The organism is Solirubrobacter deserti, assembly GCF_027587175.1.
Taxonomy (GTDB): domain Bacteria; phylum Actinomycetota; class Thermoleophilia; order Solirubrobacterales; family Solirubrobacteraceae; genus Solirubrobacter; species Solirubrobacter deserti.
Window position 1 is genome coordinate 1 of sequence record NZ_JAPCID010000003.1, and the last position, 18,653, is coordinate 18,653.

Consider the following 18,653-nt stretch of genomic DNA (forward strand, 5'->3'; position numbering starts at 1 on the left):
CCCGCGCCGCCCGGCTCGCCGCGCTCGACCGCACCCGCTCCGGCCGCCGCCGGGCCGAGCGCGAGCTCTCGCGCCTGCTCGCCGCCCGCGCCCGCGCCGCGCGGACCTCGTCCGGCCCCGGCGGACCGTGGGCCATCCCGTGGGCGATCGTCCAGTGCGAGTCCGGCGGCGAGAACCTCCCGCCCAACCACGCGGGCGCTTCGGGCTACTACCAGTTCATGCCGGACACCTGGCGCGGCCTCGGCGGCTCGACCCCGCACGCCTACCAGGCGTCCAAGGCCGAGCAGGACCGGCTCGCGGCACGGCTGTGGGCGGGCGGCGCGGGACGTCATAACTGGGTCTGCGCCGATCTCGTGTAGGGCGCGCCCGCCGCTCTCAGCCGCGCGAAGAAGTTGTGCGGGTCCCGGCGCACCTGCGGCCGGGTGGTGCGCAGCACGCGCTCGCCCTTCGCTTCCAGCCACGCCTGGCGGTCCAGATCGTCGCGCTGCGCGAGCGGATCCGAGTGCCACTCGCGGCTGTCGACCTCGACGATCAGGCGCTGCTCGGGCCACCACAGGTCGGGGACGTAGCTGGAGTTCGGGTACGGCGCGTTGACGAGCGGCTCGGCGAACCCGGCGGCGACGACGAGGTCGAACACGAAGTCCTCGCTGCCGCTGGCGGTCGGCACCGCACGGAGCCCGGTGATGCGTGACGGCAGTTGCGCGAGCTCGGCCTCCGAGAAGCGGGCGGTGCGCAGCGCGCGTTTGACCGTGCGCTCGTCTGCGGTGCGGGCGAGGTCGGTGATGGTGCGCAGGCGCGGCGTGACCGGGATCTGGCGGACGATCTCGCGCTCCAGGTGCTCCGTCACGTGCGTCTTGATGCCCGGTCGCCGTCGCCGGCCGAGGCTCGTGACGTCGATCGGTCGGCCGTCGTAGCGCAGCCACCCGTGGTGGCACGCGGCCGCGTAGTGGCTGAGCACGGATTGGTCGCCGCACGCCTTCACGGCCGCGAGGAAGCGGCCTTCCGTGGTGACGTTGCGATGGCCCACGGCGTAGACCCCCCGGTGAAGGGGGTGCAGGTGCCCCCGCGCCACCATGCGGTCGACCTGTCTGGCGCTCAACCCGAGCGCCTCGAGTTCGCCGCGCGAGACGACGCCCCATTGTCCCGCGGCGAACTTCGCAAGCGCCTGAACGGGGTCATCGGTCACTTGACCACCTATGCGGTGGTCAAGTGACCGATCGGCGCGAGGCTTGTGCATGTCCGGGAGGGTCGCGCACCGAGCACGCGCGGAACAAGACGCGTCTGTGGCAACTTTGTGCCAACGGTGCACCAACTCTCCGACCTGCCGGCGTGGGCGAGCGCGCTGCTCGACGAGCAGCCCGTCGCGCACCTGGGGCTGCTCGACGAGAGCGGGCATCCGCGCGTGCAGCCGATCACGTTCGCGCGGCTCGAGAACACGCTCGTCAGCGCCATCGACGACGCCAAGCCCAAACGCACCCGCGCGCCCGCGCGCCTCGCGCGCCTGCAACGCGACCCCCGCGCCACCCTCACCGTCGACCGCTACGACGACGACTGGACCCGCCTCGCCTGGGTCCAGATCCTCGCGACCGCGACGATCACGCCCGTCCGCGAGGCGGCACTGCACGCACTGCAAGACCGGTATCCCGTGTATCGCACCCAGCCGCCGCCCGGACCGCTGATCGTCTTCACACCAATCCGGATCCTCGCGTGGCGCGCGAGCGGGTAATGTCGTCCAATGAGGCTCGTCACCGCCGTCGCCACCATCGCCCTCCTCCTCGCCGCCCCCGCCGCCGCGCTCGCGCAGGACGAGGAGGACCGCTGCGGCCCGCGCAAGCAGGGCGAGCAGTGCGGCGAGGGCAACGGGCGCCAGACGCCGGGCGGGCCGGGCACGGGCAACGTGTCCCACAAGGGCTGGCCGAAGATCACCGGCATCCTGTGGAAGGTGCTCGACAGCGGCGACCACCAGCGCCGCGGTACCGAGGACAACGACGAGCTGCTCGGCCACCACGGGGACGACACGCTCTGGGGCCTCGCCGGCCGCGACGTCCTGTGGGGCGACTGGGAGAAGGACAACCCGAGCAACCAGACCGACGTCATGCGCGGCGGGGACGACAACGACTTCATCTATCCCAGCCACGGCAAGAACAACATGTACGGCGGCGCCGGGAACGACCGGATCATCGCCTACTACGGCCACGGGCTGATCGACTGCGGGCCCGGCAACAAGGACTTCGCGCAGACCCGCTGGCAGAGCAAGGCCTACCGCGTGCGCAACTGCGAACGCGTCCGGCACTTCTGCGCGTTCGGCTCACACCCCAACGGCGACTGCAAGAAGCCGGGCGAGAACGCGTTCGCCAAGCTCGCCCGTCAGGACTCCCACACGGCCTTGTTGGCCTTCTTGGCCGCCTGGTAACCGGCCAGCGCCTCGGCCGAGTCCACGTCGCCCAACGTCGGGTGCCACGGCACCAGCGGCTCCGCCAGCGCGACCCCGAACCGCTTGAACAACACCGACCCCAACGCCTTGACCTTCATGGCACCGAACCCGGGCAGCCCGTCGATGTTCGCCCGCAGCTCATCCGACGTCGACGCCGTCGTCCACACCCGCGCGGCGTCCCCCTCGTAGACCTCCACGACGTGCACGGCCAACGCGTGCACCTGCCGCGCCATCATCGCGGGGAAGCGATGGATCGCCGGCACCTGCCGGAACACCGGCTCCAGGTCGGCCGCCGCCACCACGGAAGGCTCCAGCGACCCGAGCCGCTCGCGCAGCACCCACGGCCCCATGAACGCCTTGGGCACCGGCACGCGCTGATCGAGCGCGAACCCCACGAGCAACGCGAACGGGTCCTCCACGAGGAACCGGTCGGCCTCCTCGACGCCCGTGAAGTGCAGCCGCTCGGCGATCACGAGCTCAGTTCCGGCGGCAGCGCCTTCGGCCCGTCCGGATACAGGAACGCGATCGTCTCCTCGTCCATCTCCAGCGTGTTCGCCGCCTCGTTCGGCGCCCCGAAGACCAGCCACAGCGCATCCTCCTCGCCGTCGTTGAAGATCTGGCGAACGCTATCGGGCGAGACGAACACGGCCGACAAGCGCGGCAGGACGAGCGAGTCCTCGTCGATCCGCATGCGCCCCTCGCCCTCCAGCACCACGTAGAGCTCGGCCGTCAGCCGGTGCCGGTGCTTCGTGGACGCCTGCCCCGGCCGCAGCCGCCACAGCCGCGCGCCGAACTCCGACACCCCCAGCTGCTTGGCGAGGTCGGTGTTCAAGACCTTCATCTGATTCGACGGCCGCCAGAACGCCTCGCCCGCACCCAGCACGGAATAGCTCACTTGAGCGTCAGCCTCGCCTTCTCGTAGCCCTGCTTGGTCGCCGTCGGGCGCAGCTTGCGGTTCGAGACGCGCAGCGTCACGCGCCCGTTGCGGTCCGTCTTGCCGGACCGCCCGCCCACCTTCACCACCGCGCCGCGCACCGGGTCCCCGGCGTCGGTCACCGAGAAGGTGAAGATCTCGCGCCGGTGCCGCTCGTCCAACGTCAGTCCGGGCAGCGTGCGGCGCAGGTAGGAGACGCCGTTCGCGCCCGCGAGGACGTGCGCCGCGGTGTTCGTCGCATTCACGGCCAGCGAGGAGACCGGCAGCGCGCCCAGGGCCACCGGCGCGCCGAACTCCGACACCGCAGCGTTGGACCGCGCCGCCCACACGCGCGCGCCGTCGCTCCATGCCGCCCACACCCGCCCCCGCGCGTCCACGCCCAGCGTCGACACGGACGCGTCCGGCAGCTCCAGGGTCGACGGCGAACCCACGCGCCACACCACGTCCCCGGCCGCCACGATCGTCTCGCCTGCGCTCATGACCACGGAAGGGCGCCCGGACGCCTCCGGCACCGTCGCGGCCTCGCCCACCGGCGCGCCGTCCGGCGCGATCGCCTGCACACGCACGCCGCCCGTCACCGACCACGCCACCGCGCCCGGCGCCACCGCGGGCGTCGAGCCCGGCCCGAAGTCGTACGCGCCGACGCGCACACGCCCGTCCTGCTCCCACGCGAGCACCGCCCCGGCGGCGCTCACCTCACCCGTCGTCGGGTTTGACGCCAGCTGCCACGACAAGCCGTCGACGGAGAACCCGCTCACCCCCGCGGCGAACACGCGCAGCCCGTCTGGCCCCGCCAGCAGCGCCGGCCGGACGTCGCCCGGCAGCGCCGCGACGGGAACGGTCGCGTGCTCGGCCGGGTCGGTGTAGAAGAGCTGCCCGTTGTCGGCCCACGCGATGTGCACCCGCGTGTCCGGCGTGCGCGCCAGCGCCGCCTGCTCGCTCGGGGCGACCTGCGCCCAGGAGGCGAGAAGTGCGGCGGTCGCGAGGATCACGCTTGGAGGTTAACCGCCTCTTCCCACGCCCGTTCGAGCGCGGTCAGCATGGTTTCGACCGGCTGCGCGCCCGAGAGCCCGTAACGGCGCTCGAAGACGAAGAACGGCACGCCCTGGATGCCGAGCTGCTGCGCCAGCGCCTCGTCCTCGCGCACGTCCTCGGCGAAGCGGTCCAGCCGCAGTGCCTCGCGCGCCTCCTCGCCGTCCACGCCGATCTCCTGCATCAGGCGCACCAGCGTGTCCCACACGCCGAGCGACTCACCCTCGGTGAAGTACGCGCGGAAGAACCGCTCCTGGGCGTCCGTCTGGTGCCCGTAGGTCGCGGCCAGGTGGATCATCCGGTGGGCGTCGAACGAGTTGCCGCCCTTGGTCTGATCCATGTGGTACTCGAGGCCGTCCGCGGCGGCCCGTTCCTCCATCTCGTGGTGGAGCTGCTGCGCGCGCTCGAGGGTCATCGAGAACTTGCCGGCCAGCCGCTCGACGGCCGTGCCGGGAACGTCGCGCGCGGCCTCCGGGTCCAGCTCGAAGGAGCGCCACAGCACCGTCACCTCGTCGCGGTGCTCGAAGCGCTCGAGGGCCGCCTCGAAGCGCCGCTTGCCGAGGTAGCACCACGGGCACACGACGTCGGACCAGATTTCCACCGTAAGCGGCATGGCCTCAGAATAGGGGTGATCCGATCGGAGTAGATGGGGCGCGCAAATGGACCGTGCGGTCGACGACACGCGCCCGCCGCCGACCGAAGATCGGGGCATGACCTCGCTCGCCATCGAGACCCACGGCCTCGGCAAGCGCTTCGGCGCCCGGACCGCCCTGGAGTCGATCGACCTGGAGGTGCCGCGCGGGACCGCGTTCGGCTTCCTCGGTCGCAACGGCGCCGGCAAGACGACGCTCGTCCGGTTGCTGCTCGGGCTCGCGCAACCGACCTCGGGCACGATGCGCCTGCTCGGCACCGAGCCGCGCCTGGCGCTCGCCCGCGTCGGCGCGATCGTCGAGGAGCCGCGCTTTCACCCGCACCTGACCGGCCGGGAGAACCTGCTCGTGCACGCCGCCGCCCGCGACGCCCACGCCGCCGCCCGCATCCCCGCCGCGCTGGAACGCGTCGGACTCGCCGCCCGCGCCGACGACGCCGTCAAGGGCTACTCCCTCGGCATGTGCCAGCGGCTGGGCATCGCCCGCTGCCTGCTGTGCGACCCCGAGCTGCTGATCCTCGACGAGCCCGTCAACGGCCTCGACCCCGCGGGCATCCTCGAGTTCCGCCGGCTCGTCCGCTCGCTGGTGGAGGAGGGCCGCACCGTGCTGCTGTCCTCGCACCTGCTCGACGAGGTCGAGAAGACGTGCGACAGCGCCGCGATCGTCGACAACGGCCGCGTCGTCGCCCAGGGCACGATCGCGCAGCTCACCGAACGCGGCGACGAACGCACGATCGACATCGTCGCCGCCCCCGCCGTCAAGGCCGCGCACGTGCTCGCCGCCACGCCGCTGGTCCGGCGCGCCGTCGAGCACGACGGCGGCATCCGCGCCACGCTCGCGCCCGACGCGCCGCGCGACGCCGACATCGTCACCGCGCTGCTCACCCGCCTGCTCGCTGAGGGCATCGCGGTCGAGCGCGTGAACCCGGTCCGGCGCAGCCTCGAGGACCAGTTCCTGTCCATGACGACCCGGCTGGAGCACGCGTGATGCTGCGCCTGATCGAGGCCGACATCCTCAAGCTGCGCCGCCGCCGCGGCATGGTCGCCGTGACCGCCGGCCTCGTGCTCGGCGCAGTCGCCGTGTATTACGCCGTCGGCGGCGAGGACGCGACGTTCGACAGCGCGGTCGGCATCCTCACGCTGCTCGCTGCCGTGGCGGGAGCGATCATCGGCGCGACCGCCGGCGGGGCCGACATCGAGTCCGGCGTCTTCCGCGACCTGGTCGCTACGGGCCGCAGCCGCGCCGCGCTGTTCTTCGCGCGCGTGCCCGCGGCGTGGGCGCTCACGCTCTCCATCCTCACGGTCGCGCTCGCCGCCGCCGCGGTCCTCTCCACCCCGCCGCTGGCCGACGTCCTGCGCGGCCTGGTCACCGTGCTCGTCAGCGGCGCCCTCACCGCCGCGGTCTGCGTCGGCCTCGCCGCGCTCACCGGCCGCTCGGGCCAGGTGATGGGCTTCGTGCTCGCGTTCCAGCTCGGCGTCGCGCCGCTGCTGGCGCAGCTCGACGTGCTCGGCGACGGCCGCTTCGCCATCCCCGCCGTGGCGATCTCCCGCCTCGACAACGCCGACGGCCTCGTCGCGACGTTGCCTCTCGCGGGCGCGATCGGGATCATCGTCGCCTGGGCCGCCGTCGCGCTCGGCGCCGGCCTGTGGAGGACACGGACGCAGGAGATCTGACCTGATGTGGCTCGTGCTGCGCTGGAAGGCCATCTGGCTGTTCGCCGCGATCGTCGCGGTGAGCCTGGCGCTGCCGTTCATCGCGCTGCTCGCGCTCGTTCCGCTGTACTGGATCGCGGCCGACAAGGGCCTCAAGCCGGCCACCGCGGCGGCCGCCGTGCTGGTCGCCGCCCGGTTCGCCGACTTCGACCACTGGGCCGAGCCGGCGTCGATCGCCGTGCTCGGCGCCGCCGTCATCGGTAGCGCGCGCTTCGTCACGGTGCGGCGGGAGCTGCTCACGAAGAACGCCGCCGCCGAGGAGCGCCTGCGGATCGCGCGCGAGCTGCACGACGCCGTCGGCCACGACGTGACGCTGATGGTCGTGCAGGCGGAGGCGCTCGCCGCGGTGACCGGCGACGAGCGCGCGGACGCGATCGCCGCCCAGGGGCGCCGGACGATGGCCGAGCTCAGCCGGGTCCTCCGCAACGAGGACCCGGAGCGCAAGGGCCTTGCCCAGCTCGACGAGGTGATCGACGGCGCGCGCGCCGCGGGCGTGCCCATCACGCTGACCGTGGAGGGCGAGCCGAGGACGCTCCCGCAGGGTCTGGACGCGTCGGCCTACCGGATCGTGCAGGAGGCCGTGACGAACGTCATCCGCCACGCCCACGGCGCGCCCGCGACCGTGACCATCCGCTACGGGGCCGACCGGCTCCGGCTGACGATCGCCGACGAGGGCGGCCGGTCGCTCGGCATGAACAACGGCCACGGGCTGATCGGCATCAGCGAGCGGGTCAGCGCCTTCGGCGGGTCGATGATCGTCGACTCCGGCGGCGACGGCCACACGGTCCGGGCGGACATCCCCTACGCATGATCCGCGTCCTGATCGCCGACGACCAGCCGCTGATGCGCACCGGCTTCAAGACCGTGCTCGAGGCCACGGGCCAGATCGCGGTCGTGGCGGAGGCCGACGACGGCGCGCAGGCCGTCGAGCTTGCCACCCGCCACGACCCCGACGTGATCCTGATGGACATCCGCATGCCGGCCCTGGACGGCATCGAGGCGACCCGTCGTCTGCGCCACAAGGTCCTCGTCCTCACCACGTTCGGCCTCGACGAGTACATCGTCGAAGCGCTGCGGGCGGGCGCGTCCGGCTTCCTGACCAAGGACGTCCCGCGCCAGGAGCTGGTGGCGGCGGTGAAGGCGGTCGCGAACGGCGACGCCGTGCTCGGCCCCAAGGTCACGCGCCAGCTGCTCGACCGCGTCGCGCACCGGCTCCCCCAGACGACCCCGAGCACCGCGCTCGACGCCCTCACCGACCGCGAGCGCGAGGTGCTGCAGCTGATCGCCGGCGGGCTCTCCAACCAGGAGATCGCCGCCGCGTTGGTGGTGGCGGAGCCGACGGCCAAGCGCCACGTCTCCAACCTGCTCGGCAAGCTCGGCCTGCGCGACCGCGTGCAGGCCGTCATCTACGCCTACGAGCACGGCGTGATCGAACGCGGTCGCGGCGGGTGACGCCCCTCAACGTCACCCGCCAGCCGCCCTCTCACCCCCCTGCCAAACCCGCTACGGCGTCGTCGTCGACAGCGTGAACACCAGCGTCTTGGAGTAGGTGCCGGTGCGCAGCGCGTCGGTCCGCCCGATCGTCTGCTTGAACGTCACGTCGACCAGGTCGTTGGAGACGGGGCCGGCCCAGGTCGCCTTGGAGAGCTCGACCCGCAGCGGCTGCGGGAGCGAGAACGCCCCGTTGGTCATGTGGCCGGGGTCGGAGACGCTCAGCGTCGCGTCACCCGCGGTGGAGATCACCGTGGCCTTGGCGGTCGTCGTGTACTCCTTCTCCACGCCCGGGACGAACGGGTCCAACGGCGCCGGCGTGCCCAGCGCGAGCGAGAGCGTCGCCGGGACGGTGCCGCCCACGTCGCCCGCCACCGCGGTCTCGTTCGGACCGGCCGCCGTGGGGGACTCGAGGTCGCCCGGGTGGCAGTGGTGCGGCGAGTAGAACGCCGAGCCCGGGACGCAGCGGAACATGCTCGGGTTCGTGAAGGACGGCGCCTGCCGCACCTTCGTGGCCTGCTCGAACGCGTAGCCCGCGTTGAGCAGCTTCGCCTCGGCGTTCTTGGCCGCGACGAACGTGACGCCGATCGGGTTGCGGCCCGCGCTGCCCGTGCCGAAGCCGGCCGGGACGGTGAGCACCGGGTAGCCCGCGCGGTCGGCGGAGGCCACCAGCGCGTGGCCGGACGGGACCATCACCACGTCCGCGTCCGTCAGGGCCGCGTCGAGGACCGCCGTGGCGGCCGCGATGCCGGCCGCGGTGTCCGCCTCCAGCGCCGAGCGGTCCGGCGACAGCGCCGCCGTCAGCTCACGCTGCTGGTACTTGAGGCCCTCGACCGGGTTGGCCGCGTTGTACTCGGTGATCGCGCGCAGCGTGCTCTTGCCGCCGAGGTAGGAGTTGAGCTCGGTCTCGACCGTGCGCGAGGTGATGCTCGGGACCGCGGTCGGGGTCGCGACGGGCTTGACCGTCGTGGTCGCGCCCACACCCTGCAACGCGGTGATCGCCGCCGGGTACGGAGCCGTCGTCGAGTTGACCACGGCCACGCGCGTGCCCGCGGCCGACGGCGACAGCGCCACCGCCTTGCCCGAGAGCACCTCGAACGCGGTCGCCGCGTCGGCGACGGTGCGGGTGAGCGGGCCCGCGGCGTCCTGGGTGCGGGCGATCGGCATCACGCCCGCCATGTCCACGGCGCCGACGCTCGGCTTGAGGCCGACGACGCCCGCCACGCCCGCCGGCGCGATCAGCTGCGCCGTGTCGGTCGAGGTCTCGGTGCCGATCGTCAGCGCCGCGAGGCCGGCGGCCGTGGCCGCGGCGGACCCGCCGGAGGAGCCGGCGACCGTCTTGTCGGTGTCCGACGGCAGCAGCACCTGGCCGCCGAGCGACGAGTAGCCCTCCGGCATATTGGCGTCGAACTGGCCGCCGAGCTCGGTGACGTTGGTCTTGCCGAGCACGATCGCGCCCGCCGACTTGAGCTTGGCCACCAGCGCGGCGTCGGCCTCCGGCTTGTGGTTCTGGAGCGCGATCGAGCCGCCCGTGGTGGGCAGGCCCTGCGCGTCGATGGTGTCGTCGAGCAGCACCGGGAGCCCGTGCAGCGGACCGCGCACGGAGCCCGCCGCGCGCTCGGCGTCCAGCGCCTTGGCCTCGGCCACCGCGCCGGCGTTGAGCGAGCGCACCGCCTGGAGCGACGGCCCTTCGGCGTTGACCAGCGCGATGCGCGTCAGGTACGCCTTCGTCAGCGTCTCGCTCGTCAGCGTGCCCGAGGCGAGCCGCTCACGCAGCGCCGCGGCGGACTCGGTCTCCAGCGAGAACGGGAGGATCGTCTCGGTGCCACCGGCGAGCTCGAGCGCGTCCTGGTAGTCCGGGTTGCAGGCGCCGCGCTCGGCGAACGCCGGCTTGGGCGTCGTGTCCGCGCAGCGGTACATCGACGGGTTCACCTGCGAGACGGGCTTGCGCAGCTTGGTCGCCTGCTCGATCACGTACGCGACGCCCAGCAGGTCCCGCTCCTTGTACGCGTTGGCGTGGATCGAGATCGAGTTCGCGCGGCGCGCCGTCTCGCTGTAGCCCATCGGGATCGTCAGCTGCGGGTAGCCGGCGCGCGCGCCGTTGGAGACGCTGCCGAGGATCGCGATGAAGTCGTCGCTCGTGTCGTCCGGCGTGTCGTTGGCCATCATCCGGTTGATGCCGGACTGGCTGAGCTGCTTGCCGCGCAGCAGGTCGTTGCGGTAGGCGACCGACGCGGCCGAGTCCGGCGTGATGTCGATCGCGAACGCGCTCGCGTGCGTGCCGTTGCCGAACTTCAGCGCCTCGTGGGCGTTGGCCTCGTTGTCGGCCATCTCCTGCTCGACGGACTTGATCGGCGCGTCCGGGCCGAGATGGCGGTAGTAGGCGCCGATGTCGCGCTTGGCCTCGTAGGCCAGCACGCCGCCGGGCAGCGTGCCCGGGTTGATGTTCGGGCGCTCGACCATGATCGCGCCGGCCGCGACCAGCGCGTCGTAGGCGAGCTTGAGCGGCGTGCCCTCGGTGAGCGTGCCGTTGTAGCCGATCCGCTTGCCGCGGACGAAGTTCGGGTCCAGCGCCGACAGGTAGTTCGGGACCGTGGACGGGACGGGCGCGATGATGTCCTCGTCCTTGATGCCCGGGCCCCAGATGCCCTTGTAGTAGTCGGCGTTGTGGGCGTCGTAGCCCGCGATCGACTGCAGCGTCATCGCCGCGTTGGCGACGGTGCGGTCCATCGGGCCGGCCGTGTCCTGGGAGGCCGAGATCGGCGCGATGCCGTAGCCGGGCACCAGGCCGACCGTGGGCCGCAGGCCGACGAGCCCGTTGGCCTGCGACGGCGAGATGATCGAGCCGGAGGTCTCGGTGCCGATCATCAGCGTCGACAGCGCCGCGGCGCCCGCGGAGCCCGACCCGGACGAGGAGCCCGACGGGTTCTGGTCGGCGTCGACCGCGTTGAGCACCTGGCCCGTGAGGTTCGCGAAGCCCGACGGCTGGCTGCCGAAGTAGTTCGCGTACTCGGACAGGCCGACCTTGCCCAGGATCACCACGCCCCGCTCGCGCAGATGCTTGGCGACGCCCGAGTCGATCGCCGGGAAGGAGTTGCGCAGCGAGAAGTTGCCCGCCGACGTGTACATGCCCTTCACGTCGATCAGGTCCTTGAGCAGGATCGGCAGGCCGTGCGCCGGACCGCGCAGCTTGCCCTCCTTGCGTTCCTTGTCCAGCAGCGCGGCGTCCTTGATCGCCTGCGCGTTGAGCTGGGAGACCGCGTTCAAACCGGGGCCACGCTTGTTGAGCGCGGCGATGCGGGCGATGTATGCCCGGGTGAGCTCCACCGAAGTGAGCTTGCCCTCCTCCATCAGCTTGACGGCCGTCGGGCCGTCCAGCGACTCAAGATCCAATTCAGCGGCGGACGCGGGGGCAGCGGCGGCGAGGCCGAGCGCACACGTGACCGCGAGCAGCCGTGCCGCGGCTCGAGCGAGTTTCATGGTTCGGGAGCGTGGCGGCCGCAGTGGCGCCTCACATTGGACCGGGTGTCGGATTCGGACTCGACCACGTGGCGTTGAGCAACCTCTCGGTTGCGTATTCTGTGGTCCATGGAAACACTGCAGCGGCTCTATGACGCGTTCAACGCGCGCGAGATCGACACCGTCCTCGCCGCCATGCACGACGACGTGGACTGGCCGAACGGCTGGGAGGGCGGCCGCCTCCACGGTAAGGAGGCTGTCCGCGCCTACTGGACGCGCCAGTGGGCGGCGATCGACCCGAGCGTCGAGCCGGTCGCGTTCGACGGCACCGCCGTGACCGTGCACCAGGTGGTCCGCGACTTCGACGGCAACGTCCTCGACGACCGCGAGGTCGTGCACCGGTATGAGCTGCAGGACGGGCTGGTCACGCGGATGGATATCGCGTAGCCGCCAACTGGGGCATCCGCGGAGGAGCCGCCCGCGTCATCTCACCATGGGTTCACATTCCACGCGTGCGCGGCACGTCGTCCTCGCCTCCACGATCCTCGTCCTCGGGATCGCGCCGCTCGGGGTGGCGGCCACCGGCGGCGCCCTCCGCGAAGGCGTGCGCAACGGCACCGCCACCAAGGAGACGGAGATCGTCTCCAACAACGGCACGGGTTACACGACCCGGCAGTCGAACAAGTCCACCACGGGCGGCGGCGCGATCTACGGCTGCCGCTCGACCGCCGGCGCCGGCGCCAAGCCGTGCCTGCGCGTGAACAACCTCGCCACCGGGTTCGCGTTCGAGTTCAACGCGACCGGGGCGGCGAGCGCCGGCACGATCACGGTCGGCAGCGGCGGCGACGGCAAGAAGCCGTTCACGACCAACGCCACCGGCGTCGCCACGGGCCTGAACGCCGACCGCGTAGACGGCGTCGAGCCCGCCGCGCTCAGGACGCGCTGGCTGCTGATCAACGAGGCCGGCCAGATCGAGGAGCAGTCCGGCGGCTTCACGGTCCTGGACGCCTACCAGACCAACCAGAACGTCTACATCGACCCCGGCGCCTCGCTCAACGGCAAGGGCCTGAGCGCCACGATCGCCATCCAGAACAAGCTCAACGTGGACACCACGGACCCGGAGGCCGACCCGGTGTTCGGCGGCGAGGTGAGCGTCGCGCGCTGCCAGACCGTCGCCGTCGAGTGTGCGCCGGCGAACTCCAAGACCCCGAACGCGCTCGTCGTGAGCCCGCGCAACAGCGACGGCACGGCGACGGCGGGCACGGACGCCAACCCGCGCAAGCGCGTCTACGTCACGGTGACGGAGTAGCGCCCGTCAGGTGGCGCGCCAGGAACTCGGCCTGGCGCGTCACGGCGCGCTCGAACCACTCGCCGTTGTAGATCTCGAAGTGGCCGATCGGGTAGCGGACGAGCTCGCCCTGCGGAGCCGCTTCGGCGACCTTCTCCAGCGCCTCGTTGGAGACGAGCGTGTCCTGCTCGCAGAGCGCGACGAGGATCGGGCAGGTGATCGACGCAGCGTGCTTGGCCGGCCGGTAGGTGCCGATCCACAGGCCGAGCCGGGCGGCGACGGCGTTGACCCAGGTCGAGCCCTCGGGGGTGAGCGAGTCGAACCCGGGCACGGCGTCCTCGGTGGTCATCATCGCCAGCTCGCCCGGGCGGCCGACCGCCGGGACGTACTTGGGCTTGCGGCCGAGCCGGGAGCCGAGCTCGTCCTGCAGCGCGACCTTGGCCAGCTTGGCGGTCGACTTGGGCGGGAGCTTCATCGCCGCCTGCAGGCCGTCGACCATCGCGCACTGCAGGACGACGGCGCCGATGTTCGGGTCGCTCGCGGCGATCTCGGTCGCATGCCCGCCGCCGAAGCTCGACCCGAACAGGCCGACGCGCTCGATCCCGTCCAGCCCGCGGGCGTACGCGACGGCGGTCCGCCAGTCCTCGAGCTGGCGCTTGATGTCCAGCAGCTGGCGCGGCTGCCCGCTGCTCGCGCCGAAGTGCCGGTAGTCGAACAACAGCGCGGCCAGGCCGGCCTGCGCGAAGCGCTCGGCGTAGGCGTCGATGCGCTGGTCGCGCACGGCGGACAGGCCGTGGCCGAGCACGACGGCGCCGGTCGCGCCCTCGGGATGCCACAGCCAGGCCGCGACCTCGCTGCCCAGCGTGACGTCTTGTCTCAGAACGGCAGCCATGCGTCCGGGAATACTGCCCGGAACCGGCCCGGATAATCGGGAACCAGGCGGCGGGCGTGGGCGCCCGCGGGGCGGGCGTCGATGTGGCCGCGCAGCTGGTCGAAGGCGAGCATCAGCCGCACCGAGGGCGCGACCTGGAAGTCGACGACGTTCGGCCGTGCGCCGCCGATCGTGCCCGCCTCCAGCAGCGCGTCGACGCGGTCGAGCTGGCCCGGCAGCGCCTCCAGGCACGCCTGCACCGTCGCGGGCTTCACCCGCATCTGCGCGCGCACCAGCGGCTGCAGCACCGGCACCGCGCGCCTCACCAGGTGCGGCGGGATGCCGAGCAGCGGCCGGTGCAGGAACTCCGCCATCGCCGCGTCGTCGCGGCCCACGGCGTAGCGGGCGAGCTGGCGCACACCGTCCTGGAGCACCGAGTCCGCCCACGCCTCGTCGCCGTGATCGTCGATGAGCATCGGCGGCTCGGGCACGAGCCGCTCGAGCACGCGCGCGATCCGCATCGTCCCACTCGCGCGCCGCCCGTCGATCGTCAGCACCGGCACGGTCGAGCCGCGGTAGCGCAGCAGCGGCAGGATCGCCTTGTGCGTCATGTTGGGCAGGTCGAGCCGGGTGAACTCGACGCCCTTGTGGCGGAGCATCAGCTCCGCGCTAACCACCGGGTGCGAGCCGGGGACGCCGACGAGCCGCGCGCGCATCAGTCCGTCATCGCCTGGTAGACGAGCTGGCGCAGCTGCGAGCGCAGCGGGTACGCGCTGGACGGGATCATCTGCGTGAAGAACTGCACGCTCAGGCGCTCCTGCGGCACGACGTAGAACGCGGTCGAGGCCAGGCCGCCCCAGGCGAGCTCGCCCGGGTGCGTGGCGATCTTCGTCCCGGCGGGGTCGAGGACGACCGAGAACCCGAGGCCGAAGCCCATGCCGTCGTTCTGCGTCTCGGAGATGGTCGGACGGGCCACGTCCTTGAGCTCAGCGCCGCCCGGCAGGTGGTTGCGGGCCATGTAGCGGAGCGTACGCGGTGCGAGCAGGGGCGCGCCTTCCCGCACCAGCATGCTCGTGAAGCGGTGATAGTCGGCCGCCCTGCCGATCAGCCCGCCGCCGCCGGAGAGCATCGCGGGTGTGTGGAGCGCGGCCCGGCCCATGCGGTCGTTGCGGGCGAGGCCGGGCTCGTACAGCGCGGCGAGCCGGTCGGGGTCCGTGGCGCTGAACGCGGTGTCGGTCATGCCCAGCGGCTCGAAGATCCGCTCCTTGAAGAACGCGTCGAGCGGCTGGCCGGAGATGACCTCCACGACGCGGCCGAGGACGTCGGTGGAGACGGAGTAGTTGAACTCGGTGCCGGGCTCGAACAGCAGCGGCAGCCGCGCCCAGTCGTCGACGGCCTGCGCCAGGTCGCCCGGGCTGCCGAACTCGTACCCGGCCTTGCGGTAGACGCCGTCGAGCGGATGCGCGTAGTGGAAGCCGTACGTGAGCCCGGCGGTGTGGGTGAGCAGGTGCCACAGGCGCACCGGCTCGACCGCGGGCCGTGTCACGGGGCTGTTCTGGTTGCCGCCGGCCCACACGCGCGCGTCCGCGAACGCCGGGATGAACTTCGCGACCGGGTCCTTGAGCTCGAACGCGCCCTCCTCCCACAGCAGCATCGCCGCGACCGACGTGATCGGCTTGGTCATCGAGTAGATCCGCCACAGCGTGTCTTCGGCGACGGAGCGGCCCGCCTCGATGTCAGCCATCCCGCCCTTGGCGGTGTGCACGACCTGCCCGTCGCGCGCGATCACCGCGAGGAAGCCGGGCAGCTTGCCCTCGTCCACGTAACGGGTGAAGTGGCGGTCGATGCGGGCGAGGCGGGCGGCGTCGAAGCCGGCGTCGGCGGGGTCGATCTCAGGCGTCAGCACCCGTCGATCTTGCCAGCCGGTCCAGCGCGAGGAAGAGGACCAGCGCGAGGGCGGCGGCGACGGCGATGTAGACCGGCCACGGGCCCATCTGGTCGAGCAGGCTGGCCTGGGCCGGCTTCGCGCGCAGGTACATGTAGTTGCCGCCCGTGATCACGTTGCCGAGCCCGGCGGCCGCGGCCATCCCGAGCGTGACGGCGAACACGCGCGCGACGGCGCCGGGCCTCGGCCGCTGCCCGAGGCCGAACACGAGCAGGAACGCGGCGACGACCGCGCCGCTGTGCGTGACGAAGTACGTGAAGAAGAACACGCTGGGAACGGTCGTGCGCAGGTCGGGCGTGATCACGGCCTGCAGCGACGCGGTCAGCGCCCAGAAGTAGAGGACCTCGACGAGCAGCGGGCGGCGGGTCCAGAGCGCGATCGGGGCGAGGATCGACACGACGTCCGAGAGGTGCAGCGGGAGGTCGAAGCCCCAGTCCCAGCTGCCGTCGGTCGCGCGCACGGCGAACTCGATCGCGAACGCGCCGCCGATGAGGACCGCGAGCACCTTCGGCCGCGGCACCTTGACGGCGACGACGATCGCGGCCGCGGTGAGCGCGAGGACGACGAGGTGCTCGGCCGAGAACTGGCGCATCGGGAGCTCCAAGCTTTCACCAACGCGCGGGTGTTCTGCTCCGCTCATGCGCACCCTTCGCCTGTTGTCCCTCGCCGTCGCCGGGCTGGTCGCGGTCCCCGCGGTCGCCCAGGCGCAGATCCAGGTTCCGCCGCGGGTCGTCCAGCTCGCGCCGCCGACGGTCGTGTCGGTCGGTGACTCGGCCATCTCCGGTGAGGCGGGGCGCTGGGCCGGCAACACCAACCAGGCGCCGTCCAAGACGGACGCCCTCGGGGCGGACGCCTACTTCGAAGGCGGCGCCTCCGAGCCCATCCCCGGTTGCCACCGCTCCGAGTCGGCTGAGGTGCACATCGGCGACGGGGTCAAGAGCGTCAACCTCGCCTGCTCGGGCGCGCGCACCTACTCGCGCACCAGCGACGGCAAGTGGAAGCCCGGCCTGGACTTCGCGCAGTCCGGCGCGAACAAGGGCCAGGCGCTGATGCTGCAGGAGCTCGCGCAGGACAACAAGCGCATCAAGGCGGTCGTGGTGCTGATCGGCGCCAACGACTACGGGTTCGCGGAGATCCTCGAGACGTGCGTGACCAACTGGCTCACCTCGCCTTCGTGGTGGAAGAACTACTGCCACGACGACAGCAACCTGAAGGCGATGTTCTCGGCCGCGAACATCAACACGATCACCGCCAACGTGCGGGCGGCGTTCACCAACATCAAGCAGGCGATGGCGAACGCGGGCTATGACGAGGCCGACTACGAGGTGCTCGCCCAGACCTACTCCGCGCCGCTGCCGCTCTCAGGCGGGATGCGCTATCCCGAGACGGGCTTCACGCGTCAGACGATCGGCGGCTGCGGCGCCTGGAACGCCGACGTCAACTGGGCGCGCACCACCGTTGTGGAGACGCTGAACAACACGATCCGCACCGCGGTGCACGGGATGTCCAACGTGCAGGTGCTGGAAGCGGTCGGCGCGCTCTACGGCCGGCGGTTGTGCGAGAACACGGTGGGCCTGCTCGAAGAAAAGGGTGTCTCCACGTGGCAGTCGCCGGGCGCGGTGGACAAGACCGAGTGGGTGCACCAGATCCGCACGCTCTCGACGATCTTCGGCCCCTACCAGCTGCAGGAGGACGGGCACCCGAACTACTGGGGCCAGCTCGCGCTGCGCAACTGCTTCCGGCAGGCCTACAACGGTGGCGCGCCCCGCGGCGGGTCCTGCTCCCGCGGCACCGGCCTGAACGCGAAGGGTGAGCCGAACATGGCCTTCAACTAGAGCGCCAGCGGCGGCTCCGTCTCGGTGGCCGCCGCGCCGCGCGGGCTGAACGCGAACGCCCGCACGACCCCGGCCTGCTGGTCGGCCACCTTGTACGGCGCGCACACGTAGAACGCGCCGCGGCGGGGCAGCCGGCCGAGCCGGATCGCCTGCTCGGTCCACGTCATGCCGTGCTTGAGCCCGGCGACGTGGCTGTCCTGCGGGTCCTCCGCGGCGCCGAAGCTGGGCGCGTCGGTGGCGACGTGCTGGACGCCGCGGCTCCACAGCAGTTCGACGGCGTCCGGCGCGAGCACCACCCACCCGGGCTCGGACTTGTCGATCAGCGGCTTCCACAAGAGCCGGTCCTTGAAGCGGTCGCCACCCGGGAAGCGCCTGTAGTAGCGGTCGGTGTAGCCGCTGAAGAGCACCGGCACCTCGCCGCGCGCGATCGTGCCGAAGCGCGCCTCCCAGCGCTCGATCCAGGCGGGCGTGATCTTCGCGCTGCGGCCCTTGGCGGTATGGGCGGCGAGGATCGCGCGCACGTCGAGCACCACCGCGGGACCCATCAGCGACGTCAGCGGGTACTCGTCGCCGCTGCGCTCGCCGATCGCGCGGCCCGGCGAGCCGGGGACGTTCGTGCCGGGCGGCGGGATGAAGTGCGGCGGGAAGTCGACCTGCGTCCCGGTGTGCTCGGTGATCTCGTACGCGTTCACGGCCGCGATCCCAGGCTTGACCGCGGTGCGGCGCTTGAACCAGGTGAGTGGCACGACCTTGAACTGCGGCTGGTCCGGGAACGCGACCGGGTGCTCCTCGCCCGTCGTGACCGAGAGGTCGATCACCTCCCAGGCACCGCCCGCGAGCGCGCCGCCGAGCACCGCCGCGGGCGTGCCGGCCGCCTGCGCCTGCGCGCCACGCCCCTTCAGCGCCAGGCCGGTGCCGCCCGCCACCCCCGCCGCGAGGATCGATCGCCGTGTCATGGTCCGCATCCGAGCCTCCTCCACCGATGGACGATGACTCAGTACC

Annotated in this window: 21 protein-coding genes; 10 read left to right on the forward strand and 11 right to left on the reverse strand. The window is 72.1% G+C overall.

The genetic code is table 11. The annotated features are described in order from the left end of the window. Positions 1 to 359, forward strand: a 359-nt coding sequence (locus OJ962_RS02255; protein ID WP_270006153.1) for a transglycosylase family protein, incomplete at its 5' end; no start/stop codon positions are given. Here the strand turns inward: OJ962_RS02255 and OJ962_RS02260 are convergent. Then, the gene (locus OJ962_RS02260) at positions 329 to 1,186 is read right to left on the reverse strand and encodes a type IV toxin-antitoxin system AbiEi family antitoxin domain-containing protein (protein ID WP_202955541.1); all 858 of its coding nucleotides are present in this window, start codon (positions 1,184 to 1,186) and stop codon (positions 329 to 331) included. The genes OJ962_RS02255 and OJ962_RS02260 overlap by 31 nt on opposite strands. Positions 1,187 to 1,303: 117 nt before the next feature. On the opposite strand from OJ962_RS02260, the gene OJ962_RS02265 reads away from it, so the two are divergent. Beyond that, positions 1,304 to 1,726 carry a pyridoxamine 5'-phosphate oxidase family protein gene (locus OJ962_RS02265; protein ID WP_202955540.1) on the forward strand — a complete coding sequence of 141 codons (423 nt, stop codon included), beginning with the start codon at positions 1,304 to 1,306 and terminating at the stop codon, positions 1,724 to 1,726. 9 nt (positions 1,727 to 1,735) lie between these two features. Beyond that, positions 1,736 to 2,413, forward strand: coding sequence for a calcium-binding protein (locus tag OJ962_RS02270; RefSeq protein WP_202955539.1), 678 nt, complete (start codon positions 1,736 to 1,738; stop codon positions 2,411 to 2,413). Here OJ962_RS02270 and OJ962_RS02275 read toward each other — a convergent pair. Genes OJ962_RS02275 through OJ962_RS02290 form a run of 4 tightly spaced genes read right to left on the reverse strand, consistent with a single transcriptional unit; the run spans position 2,368 to position 5,013 of the window. Beyond that, entirely contained in the window at positions 2,368 to 2,907 is a 540-nt protein-coding gene (locus OJ962_RS02275) for an HhH-GDP family DNA glycosylase (protein ID WP_270006154.1), read from the reverse strand. The genes OJ962_RS02270 and OJ962_RS02275 overlap by 46 nt on opposite strands. After that, positions 2,904 to 3,329, reverse strand: coding sequence for a cupin domain-containing protein (locus tag OJ962_RS02280; protein WP_202955538.1), 426 nt, complete (start codon positions 3,327 to 3,329; stop codon positions 2,904 to 2,906). Before OJ962_RS02280 ends, OJ962_RS02275 begins: the two co-directional genes overlap by 4 nt. Then, positions 3,326 to 4,360: a hypothetical protein gene (locus OJ962_RS02285; RefSeq protein WP_202955537.1), complete on the reverse strand. Its 1,035-nt coding sequence runs from the start codon at positions 4,358 to 4,360 to the stop codon at positions 3,326 to 3,328. The genes OJ962_RS02280 and OJ962_RS02285 overlap by 4 nt, the downstream gene beginning before the upstream one ends. Beyond that, positions 4,357 to 5,013 carry a DsbA family oxidoreductase gene (locus OJ962_RS02290; protein WP_202955536.1) on the reverse strand — a complete coding sequence of 219 codons (657 nt, stop codon included), beginning with the start codon at positions 5,011 to 5,013 and terminating at the stop codon, positions 4,357 to 4,359. The genes OJ962_RS02285 and OJ962_RS02290 overlap by 4 nt, the downstream gene beginning before the upstream one ends. Before the next feature lie 97 nt (positions 5,014 to 5,110). Between OJ962_RS02290 and OJ962_RS02295 the strand changes: the two genes are divergently transcribed. From OJ962_RS02295 to OJ962_RS02310, 4 genes are read left to right on the forward strand one after another with little or no spacing between them, the layout of a single operon-like run. Further along, positions 5,111 to 6,037 carry an ABC transporter ATP-binding protein gene (locus OJ962_RS02295; protein WP_270006155.1) on the forward strand — a complete coding sequence of 309 codons (927 nt, stop codon included), beginning with the start codon at positions 5,111 to 5,113 and terminating at the stop codon, positions 6,035 to 6,037. Continuing rightward, positions 6,037 to 6,723 carry a hypothetical protein gene (locus tag OJ962_RS02300; protein ID WP_202955534.1) on the forward strand — a complete coding sequence of 229 codons (687 nt, stop codon included), beginning with the start codon at positions 6,037 to 6,039 and terminating at the stop codon, positions 6,721 to 6,723. Before OJ962_RS02295 ends, OJ962_RS02300 begins: the two co-directional genes overlap by 1 nt. Positions 6,724 to 6,727: 4 nt before the next feature. After that, positions 6,728 to 7,573: a sensor histidine kinase gene (locus OJ962_RS02305; RefSeq protein ID WP_202955533.1), complete on the forward strand. Its 846-nt coding sequence runs from the start codon at positions 6,728 to 6,730 to the stop codon at positions 7,571 to 7,573. Next, entirely contained in the window at positions 7,570 to 8,214 is a 645-nt protein-coding gene (locus tag OJ962_RS02310; protein WP_202955532.1) for a response regulator, read from the forward strand. Before OJ962_RS02305 ends, OJ962_RS02310 begins: the two co-directional genes overlap by 4 nt. Positions 8,215 to 8,265: 51 nt before the next feature. Here OJ962_RS02310 and OJ962_RS02315 read toward each other — a convergent pair whose 3' ends face one another. Continuing rightward, entirely contained in the window at positions 8,266 to 11,733 is a 3,468-nt protein-coding gene (locus OJ962_RS02315; protein ID WP_202955531.1) for an amidase family protein, read from the reverse strand. 108 nt (positions 11,734 to 11,841) lie between these two features. Here OJ962_RS02315 and OJ962_RS02320 point away from each other — a divergent pair, with 108 nt between their 5' ends. Beyond that, entirely contained in the window at positions 11,842 to 12,159 is a 318-nt protein-coding gene (locus OJ962_RS02320) for a nuclear transport factor 2 family protein (RefSeq protein ID WP_202955530.1), read from the forward strand. A 46-nt stretch (positions 12,160 to 12,205) separates the two neighbouring features. Then, a complete protein-coding gene (locus OJ962_RS02325; RefSeq protein WP_202955529.1) occupies positions 12,206 to 13,021 on the forward strand; it encodes a hypothetical protein in 816 nt (271 codons plus the stop codon). Here OJ962_RS02325 and OJ962_RS02330 read toward each other — a convergent pair. Genes OJ962_RS02330 through OJ962_RS02345 form a run of 4 tightly spaced genes read right to left on the reverse strand, consistent with a single transcriptional unit; the run spans position 13,005 to position 16,408 of the window. Further along, positions 13,005 to 13,892 carry an alpha/beta hydrolase gene (locus OJ962_RS02330; protein WP_202955528.1) on the reverse strand — a complete coding sequence of 296 codons (888 nt, stop codon included), beginning with the start codon at positions 13,890 to 13,892 and terminating at the stop codon, positions 13,005 to 13,007. The genes OJ962_RS02325 and OJ962_RS02330 overlap by 17 nt on opposite strands. Further along, positions 13,877 to 14,587 carry a glutathione S-transferase N-terminal domain-containing protein gene (locus tag OJ962_RS02335; RefSeq protein WP_202955527.1) on the reverse strand — a complete coding sequence of 237 codons (711 nt, stop codon included), beginning with the start codon at positions 14,585 to 14,587 and terminating at the stop codon, positions 13,877 to 13,879. Before OJ962_RS02335 ends, OJ962_RS02330 begins: the two co-directional genes overlap by 16 nt. Continuing rightward, the gene (locus OJ962_RS02340; protein ID WP_202955526.1) at positions 14,587 to 15,777 is read right to left on the reverse strand and encodes a serine hydrolase domain-containing protein; all 1,191 of its coding nucleotides are present in this window, start codon (positions 15,775 to 15,777) and stop codon (positions 14,587 to 14,589) included. The genes OJ962_RS02335 and OJ962_RS02340 overlap by 1 nt, the downstream gene beginning before the upstream one ends. Further along, complete coding sequence (locus OJ962_RS02345; RefSeq protein WP_270006156.1) at positions 15,764 to 16,408, reverse strand: YwaF family protein; 645 nt, start codon at positions 16,406 to 16,408, stop codon at positions 15,764 to 15,766. Before OJ962_RS02345 ends, OJ962_RS02340 begins: the two co-directional genes overlap by 14 nt. A 46-nt stretch (positions 16,409 to 16,454) precedes the next feature. Between OJ962_RS02345 and OJ962_RS02350 the strand changes: the two genes are divergently transcribed. Continuing rightward, the gene (locus tag OJ962_RS02350) at positions 16,455 to 17,651 is read left to right on the forward strand and encodes an SGNH/GDSL hydrolase family protein (protein WP_202955524.1); all 1,197 of its coding nucleotides are present in this window, start codon (positions 16,455 to 16,457) and stop codon (positions 17,649 to 17,651) included. Here the strand turns inward: OJ962_RS02350 and OJ962_RS02355 are convergent. Continuing rightward, positions 17,648 to 18,607 carry a cyclase family protein gene (locus OJ962_RS02355; protein ID WP_270006157.1) on the reverse strand — a complete coding sequence of 320 codons (960 nt, stop codon included), beginning with the start codon at positions 18,605 to 18,607 and terminating at the stop codon, positions 17,648 to 17,650. The genes OJ962_RS02350 and OJ962_RS02355 overlap by 4 nt on opposite strands. Positions 18,608 to 18,653 lie beyond the last annotated feature (46 nt).